Below are 5,804 nucleotides of genomic sequence, written 5' to 3' on the forward strand. Positions count from 1 at the left end.
CGCTTATTGAAGATGAATTTGAAACTAAAATAAACAAACTAAAAAAAACATATGACATACCAAAAGAAATTTTTTCTAAGTATCCACAAGCTGAAATTATTGGCATTGAAAAAAATAAGAAAAATGATGAAGTATTTGTATTTAGAGCACCGATCGGACGGTCTTTTGAGATTAAATTGTATGTACGAAGATTCAATGATAATTATCAAATTCCTACACTTTTTGCAACTCTCCGTAACAATTCACATCAAGAAACTGACTATATATGGATTGGAAATATAACGAGTCCGAAAGAAAACATTGGGAACGGCTCTATTACAATGAAATATCTTATTAAAATGGCTAAAGAAATGAAAGTTTCACACATTTCTGGGCGGCTATCACCAGAAGACAGAGACCATTTTGATAAATTAGAACATTTTTATAAAAAATTTGGTTTTGAGGTAAAATTTAATACTGATAGAACAGAGGGCAGTATAAAAAAGATATTAGATAACTAAACCCTAATAATATTTTTTATAAGTACAATCTTTCGTAAAAAAGATGTCTACTTTCTATTTAACATACAATTGGTATTTTCTGTATTATCCCCCTTTTTCGGGGGATGGGCAAAGTTATCCAAATAGGTTTTAATTAAACTTTATTTCACAGCTACACATAACTTTATCAAAGTGAACATTCGGAATATTGAACTTTCGTGGTGAAATAAGGATATAACAACCAGAGGTATTTAACTTGTTTGAAATAACAACTACAAACTTTAGTAGAAAAACGGAAAGGAGATACCATGACCATTTGTTTAATTAACGGATTGCGTAATCACGGGGTCGCTTTAGATCATCTTAAAAAAATGAATCTGGAAAAACCTATATTATGCGAGAAATTAGAGCTGTATTACGACCATATACCAACTGAAAAGAAAAATATGCTAGTAAAAATTTCAAAGATTAGAGGTTTAACAGATACTAGATTAAATACTAATTGTACTTGGGCACAACATATGACTGGCGAAGCTGGTGTTTTAGCTCTTAATCGTATAGAAACTCATTATAAATACTTACAAGAAAATGGTCTTGCAGCTTCTATCGAATATTTCCAACAACCCAAACATAAAATCAACCTTTCATATCTTGATAAAGAGGATATTTATGTAGTAACTGATGGAAATCATAGAACAGTATTTGCAAAGATGATAAATGCACCATATATATTCGCTGAAGTTGAAATATATAAACATAACTACACATCAGAAGCTTACTATTTACAACATAAAAAGTTATTGAAAGATTTAAAGGAAAGTGCAGAGGAATTGAATTTCCACATACAAGATCGGAGAATCATGTATAAAGACATTTCCTTAAACACCCACGACATTCCATGCTATTCCAGTTTTAATTTTAATCAAGAAGAAATGTTTTGGATAAAGAATCGATTTAGAGACATACATGAGCAATTAAATTTCATAGAAAAAAGGATGCGTTTATTTTATTTTCTGAATAACAAACAGAAAATTAGAATCTGTAGTACTCTGAGCCATGTGCGCCATGTAGATCATTTGAAAAATGCTATGAATAAAGATTTACTTTACAGCTCACTAGCCCAATTATATGAGGATGGATATGTATACAAATAAGAAATGTACAAAATACTTTAAATTGGAGAATAAAAGATGAGTAATCTCAACTCTTTTTATAACCATCTTGGAATTAATAAAAATCAACCCCCAAAATGTATAGATCATAAAATGAATATTTATCCCGATTTCATAAATTTCTGTTGTGATAGGCATGAAGAAGATAAGTTAGTAAAGTGTACAAACATCACCAGTACTCGTCATGATAAATATAAAAACTCTACTGTTATAGAAGCATTTGAAAAATCAAATCCTGGAAGTTACATATTAGACAGATATATAACAGAGCCCGAATATTTTGAAACATATATGAAGAGTACACCCATGAAACGTGTAGAAATGAATCGTGCTGGTTTACATGAGAATGCTATCGAGCTTGTAGAATATAAAAATCATTTCAAGGTAACAGGCGGGAATCATCGTGTTCTATTTGCGAAAGTCGTAGGGATTACAGAATTATATGCCTCTGTAACTGTGTATAAAGATTCTCCTCAAAAAATTAAACTATATGAAAAAGCCAAAGAATTAGGTTTTCATTTAGAACCCAACTCCGAAGATAGAAACTTCACCGATGTTTATATTTACTCAACATACAAATTTGATACACCTCGTAACGAAAAGATTGATACCTTCTATAATGTAGAAGAATTAAGTCATTTTTTGCAGATATTCGAAAAGGTTCCTTTTATTAAAAATAGCGGTACGCTACTTTCTGATTTATTTCATCGTACTAGGGAAAAGCGAATGGAAAAAAAGTTCATTATATTTTTAAAAAACTATTTTCAACAGAATCATATAAATAATGTACCACTACATGAAAAATTTTTAGATCGATATCAAAAATATATGTATCTGAAACAGATAATTACAGAACACAATAGTACATCAACTAATTAACCAATTCCCAACATATAAATACTGCTTAAAAAGTATTTTAAAAGCACATAATCCGAATATATTATGTGCTTTTTTGTCGAAATTAACAGAATGAATTTTCAGAAATATCATTGATTAATCACGGAAACGTGATAAAATAGAGATATAGCAAATCACGCTTTCGTGATTAGGGAGGGGGAATATAATGACTGATAAGAAGAGTTCTGTAGAAAAAAATTTTTAAACTCCCCACTTTCCAATATTTTTACAGCAAGTGAAGCCGAGCAGAAGTGGGGATTAGAAAAAGGTACCGTGAGATCTTCATGTGTACGTGGTAAATTAAAAAATTACGTAGAAAAAGGATTAGTCAAGAAGTCAGGAAATACATGGCTTTTAACTAAAGAAGTTATGACGGAAGTTTATGGATCTCAAAAGAATTAGGGATTTATAAACTTACAGAAAGTACCCATTAAAAGATAGACATGAAAAAGCCCCCACCACCGCCAAGTAGAAAAGGGCTTTTCCAGGTACACTAATATAAAAGAAAGGTTGATTCTAGATGGCAAATACCTATCTAAAAACCCCTAACAGCAAGTATATTTTAACACATTTAACGATAAAAGAAAAAATGAACCTTACTATAAAAAGCACTTTAAAAAAGCGATATGACGCCATTTGTGAATGGTTTGGTATAGATAATTGTGTTTCCTCACAAATTTGGTTCTTCGGTACATTTGGACTATCTACTTTTATGATTGTTGCTACATATTTAATTACCGGATTTCTCTACGGATTTTAAACAAATTTTGAGGAGGAATAGATGTGATAGCATCAAAACCAAAACGGGGCGAATTCTATATTCATAGAAAAGACGGTCGAGTGTATCAGGTATTAGGATATGCAAGGATGTTTGAACAAGAGAATCAAGATCTCATTATTTTAAAGTGTATGAAAGATGGAATGACTGTCACATTAAGTGCAGATTTGTTTGTTCTATATATAAAAGCATATAAGTTTTCAAAGGATAAAGAAATACTCAGTAATTTAAAAGTTAATCTATAACATTTCAGTTTAGGAGGCTTTTTTATGGAAAAGACTATTTCAGTTCCAACAATTAAAATTGGTGACTTTGTACAATTTCCGCATCGCAAGAACCCTTCAATAAAATTAACTGGTTATGTAGTAAACATTTTAACTAATACAATTATCGTGGATATTTCAGAAATGCTTAAAACTAAGAAATATAAAGAAATAGATACTCGCCATGTTGTAAAGCATGGTCGTTATAAAAAAGTTCGTGTTCGTAAAAGACAAGTTTCATAATAAATACTAAACATATAGTTCCGGCCACAATTCACTTTTCGGTGTTGTGGTCGGAATATGAAGAGGAGGGACAGTTTGAAAGGAAATGTTGGATTTCTTACATTTAACCGATCGAAAGGGAAGGTTTATGTATATTTAACAAAAGCACTTAGAGATAACGGGAAAAAGAAAAACATTACATTATACAAATTTGGAAGGCTAGATAATGCATTAGAAAGAATGTATGCTTGGCGAGATGACTTTGAAAACAAATTCCCTGCCGAATTATTAAATCTGAGATATGATTGGAATGACCTTCACGATTGGATACTCTCTCTCGAAACAGGTTATAGCAAAAAGGGAAGAAAACTAATTGTTGCTGAAATTAATGTGTAACAAATAGAATCACGTTATTTTATTAAAGAGGGGGCGAAATACAGATTTTCACTAAAAAATGAGGTGAATGAAGATGAGCCAAATGGAAAAACATCTACAAAAGAAAAGGAGACAAGAAAAACTGGATATGATTTATAATCATACTGTACAAGGAGAAGGCTACTTCCAAAGTCCGTCTTATAACTGGAAAAGCATTGTGATACAATACTTCAATAAGATACAACGCAAAGAGATGACCGTCGAACAACTTGTCAATTTGCTTGAAAAAGAGGGCGTCAAGTTTTCCCAACCTAAAGCATTGATTCATTATCCAGTAATAGATTGTTTGAAATATATTGCAAAAGTAAGTAAAGAAAATTTAGAGCTTTAAAAATGTCCGTTAAGACTCTACTCATATAGGGGGTACCGCCAGCATTTCGGAAAAAAACCACGCTAAGAAAAATAAATACCAAAAAGCTAATTCTTTCTTAATATATAGATAGAATTAGCTTTCTAAATGTTTTAAACTACTTAATTGCTCTTTTTGTTCTACTTAGTTTGGAAGTAGTAAGGAGCTACTAGTCCTTTTTCTAATAAATTATGAACGCCATCAGGAAAGTAAAACATAATTTCTTCAGCTTCTTTTATGTTTATCCAACTAATATCAGTAATTTCATTTTTGTCTTGAATAGATATTTCGCCTCCGACTATTCTAGCTACAAAGGTGAATATTACAGCATGTGCATGTGGAAAAAACTTTTCATTAATAGCAAATACATCTTTAATTTCAACCGTTAACCCTGTTTCTTCAAATGTCTCACGGATAACTGCCTGTTCTAAGGTTTCTCCATTTTCTCTTGCCCCTCCTGGGAGGCTCCACTCACTACCATTTTCACGTTTGTTTCCGACCATAAGAATTTTTCTGTTTGTATCATCATAAATAAGTGCATATACTACATCGACTCGTTCCATAATTTTTCCTCCATTAAAAAATTAAAATCTACATTATACTTTATTTTAATGAAGTCTTTTAAATTTAACTAGCGCCTAATACAACACAATGTTAGTTGTGTTGTATTAGAACTAAAAAAGATTAATGTAAATGAGTATTAACGCAACACAACTTATCGAAATGGTCTAATTTCGAATACAACACAATTTAAATTAGCGTTAAAATGGTTCAAAAATCCTTAGCGTGGTTTTTTTCCGAAATGCTGGCGGTACCCCTATAGGTATAGAAATATAATTCGATTGGACAGAAAAAAGTCTACATAACATTGTAGACTTTTTTCTGTCCAACTAATTTACAATGTAACTTTTTTAAAGCATTTTTATATCCACAATACACATAGATTTTATATATTTAATTCTCTCATTTTCACCCATTATTCTTAATTCATTACAAGACATATCATAATAATGAATATAACCAGAGATACGATAAAACTTATTCTGTTTATGATATAAGATGTTTACTGGATTATTTGTAGCCATTGCCTCGCAAACAGTATCATTTATAGTATCTAATTGCTGTTCATCTAAAATCGGCATTGGAATATGGCTTTGTTTTTCATACAATTCATTTAATCCTTCAGATTGTTCCTTTATTGCTGAAAAC

At 30.8% G+C, this 5,804-nt stretch carries 11 protein-coding genes; 9 read left to right on the forward strand and 2 right to left on the reverse strand.

Annotated features, from left to right (window positions below; translation table 11 throughout):
• The 9 genes from BPMYX0001_RS32445 to BPMYX0001_RS24840 form a co-directional block, all read left to right on the forward strand.
• A partial coding sequence (locus tag BPMYX0001_RS32445; RefSeq protein WP_099045776.1) for a hypothetical protein occupies positions 1 to 500 on the forward strand: 500 nt, incomplete at its 5' end.
• Between the two features lie 287 nt (positions 501 to 787).
• The gene (locus tag BPMYX0001_RS24810; RefSeq protein WP_006096937.1) at positions 788 to 1,633 is read left to right on the forward strand and encodes a hypothetical protein; all 846 of its coding nucleotides are present in this window, start codon (positions 788 to 790) and stop codon (positions 1,631 to 1,633) included.
• A gap of 36 nt (positions 1,634 to 1,669) precedes the next feature.
• The gene (locus BPMYX0001_RS24815; RefSeq protein ID WP_006096938.1) at positions 1,670 to 2,530 is read left to right on the forward strand and encodes a hypothetical protein; all 861 of its coding nucleotides are present in this window, start codon (positions 1,670 to 1,672) and stop codon (positions 2,528 to 2,530) included.
• 240 nt (positions 2,531 to 2,770) lie between these two features.
• The gene (locus BPMYX0001_RS35030; protein WP_368659920.1) at positions 2,771 to 2,950 is read left to right on the forward strand and encodes a helix-turn-helix domain-containing protein; all 180 of its coding nucleotides are present in this window, start codon (positions 2,771 to 2,773) and stop codon (positions 2,948 to 2,950) included.
• 118 nt (positions 2,951 to 3,068) lie between these two features.
• The gene (locus BPMYX0001_RS24820) at positions 3,069 to 3,308 is read left to right on the forward strand and encodes a hypothetical protein (RefSeq protein WP_033799330.1); all 240 of its coding nucleotides are present in this window, start codon (positions 3,069 to 3,071) and stop codon (positions 3,306 to 3,308) included.
• A gap of 23 nt (positions 3,309 to 3,331) precedes the next feature.
• Positions 3,332 to 3,571: a hypothetical protein gene (locus tag BPMYX0001_RS24825; protein WP_033799331.1), complete on the forward strand. Its 240-nt coding sequence runs from the start codon at positions 3,332 to 3,334 to the stop codon at positions 3,569 to 3,571.
• Between the two features lie 24 nt (positions 3,572 to 3,595).
• Positions 3,596 to 3,832 carry a DUF2187 family protein gene (locus BPMYX0001_RS24830; RefSeq protein ID WP_006096940.1) on the forward strand — a complete coding sequence of 79 codons (237 nt, stop codon included), beginning with the start codon at positions 3,596 to 3,598 and terminating at the stop codon, positions 3,830 to 3,832.
• A gap of 57 nt (positions 3,833 to 3,889) precedes the next feature.
• Entirely contained in the window at positions 3,890 to 4,207 is a 318-nt protein-coding gene (locus BPMYX0001_RS24835) for a hypothetical protein (protein WP_033799332.1), read from the forward strand.
• Positions 4,208 to 4,280: 73 nt separating this feature from the next.
• Positions 4,281 to 4,577, forward strand: coding sequence for a hypothetical protein (locus BPMYX0001_RS24840; protein ID WP_033799750.1), 297 nt, complete (start codon positions 4,281 to 4,283; stop codon positions 4,575 to 4,577).
• A gap of 158 nt (positions 4,578 to 4,735) precedes the next feature.
• Here BPMYX0001_RS24840 and BPMYX0001_RS24845 read toward each other — a convergent pair whose 3' ends face one another.
• Both BPMYX0001_RS24845 and BPMYX0001_RS24850 read right to left on the reverse strand, forming a co-directional pair.
• On the reverse strand, positions 4,736 to 5,158 hold the full coding sequence (locus tag BPMYX0001_RS24845; protein WP_006096943.1) for an NUDIX hydrolase: 423 nt from the start codon (positions 5,156 to 5,158) through the stop codon (positions 4,736 to 4,738).
• A 348-nt stretch (positions 5,159 to 5,506) separates the two neighbouring features.
• A partial coding sequence (locus tag BPMYX0001_RS24850; protein WP_033799333.1) for a YolD-like family protein occupies positions 5,507 to 5,804 on the reverse strand: 298 nt, incomplete at its 5' end.

Origin of the sequence: Bacillus pseudomycoides DSM 12442, assembly GCF_000161455.1 — a bacterium.
In the GTDB taxonomy this organism is placed as follows: Bacteria; Bacillota; Bacilli; order Bacillales; family Bacillaceae_G; genus Bacillus_A; species Bacillus_A pseudomycoides.

What these genes read in the sequence shown, in the direction of transcription:
- BPMYX0001_RS24810 (WP_006096937.1), top strand. Translation starts at nt 788, where the DNA reads ATGACCATTTGTTTAATTAACGGATTGCGTAATCACGGGGTCGCTTTA.
- BPMYX0001_RS24815 (WP_006096938.1), top strand. Translation starts at nt 1,670, where the DNA reads ATGAGTAATCTCAACTCTTTTTATAACCATCTTGGAATTAATAAAAAT.
- BPMYX0001_RS24820 (WP_033799330.1), top strand. Translation starts at nt 3,069, where the DNA reads ATGGCAAATACCTATCTAAAAACCCCTAACAGCAAGTATATTTTAACA.
- BPMYX0001_RS24830 (WP_006096940.1), top strand. Translation starts at nt 3,596, where the DNA reads ATGGAAAAGACTATTTCAGTTCCAACAATTAAAATTGGTGACTTTGTA.
- BPMYX0001_RS24835 (WP_033799332.1), top strand. Translation starts at nt 3,890, where the DNA reads ATGAAGAGGAGGGACAGTTTGAAAGGAAATGTTGGATTTCTTACATTT.
- BPMYX0001_RS24840 (WP_033799750.1), top strand. Translation starts at nt 4,281, where the DNA reads ATGAGCCAAATGGAAAAACATCTACAAAAGAAAAGGAGACAAGAAAAA.
- BPMYX0001_RS24845 (WP_006096943.1), bottom strand. Translation starts at nt 5,158, where the DNA reads ATGGAACGAGTCGATGTAGTATATGCACTTATTTATGATGATACAAAC.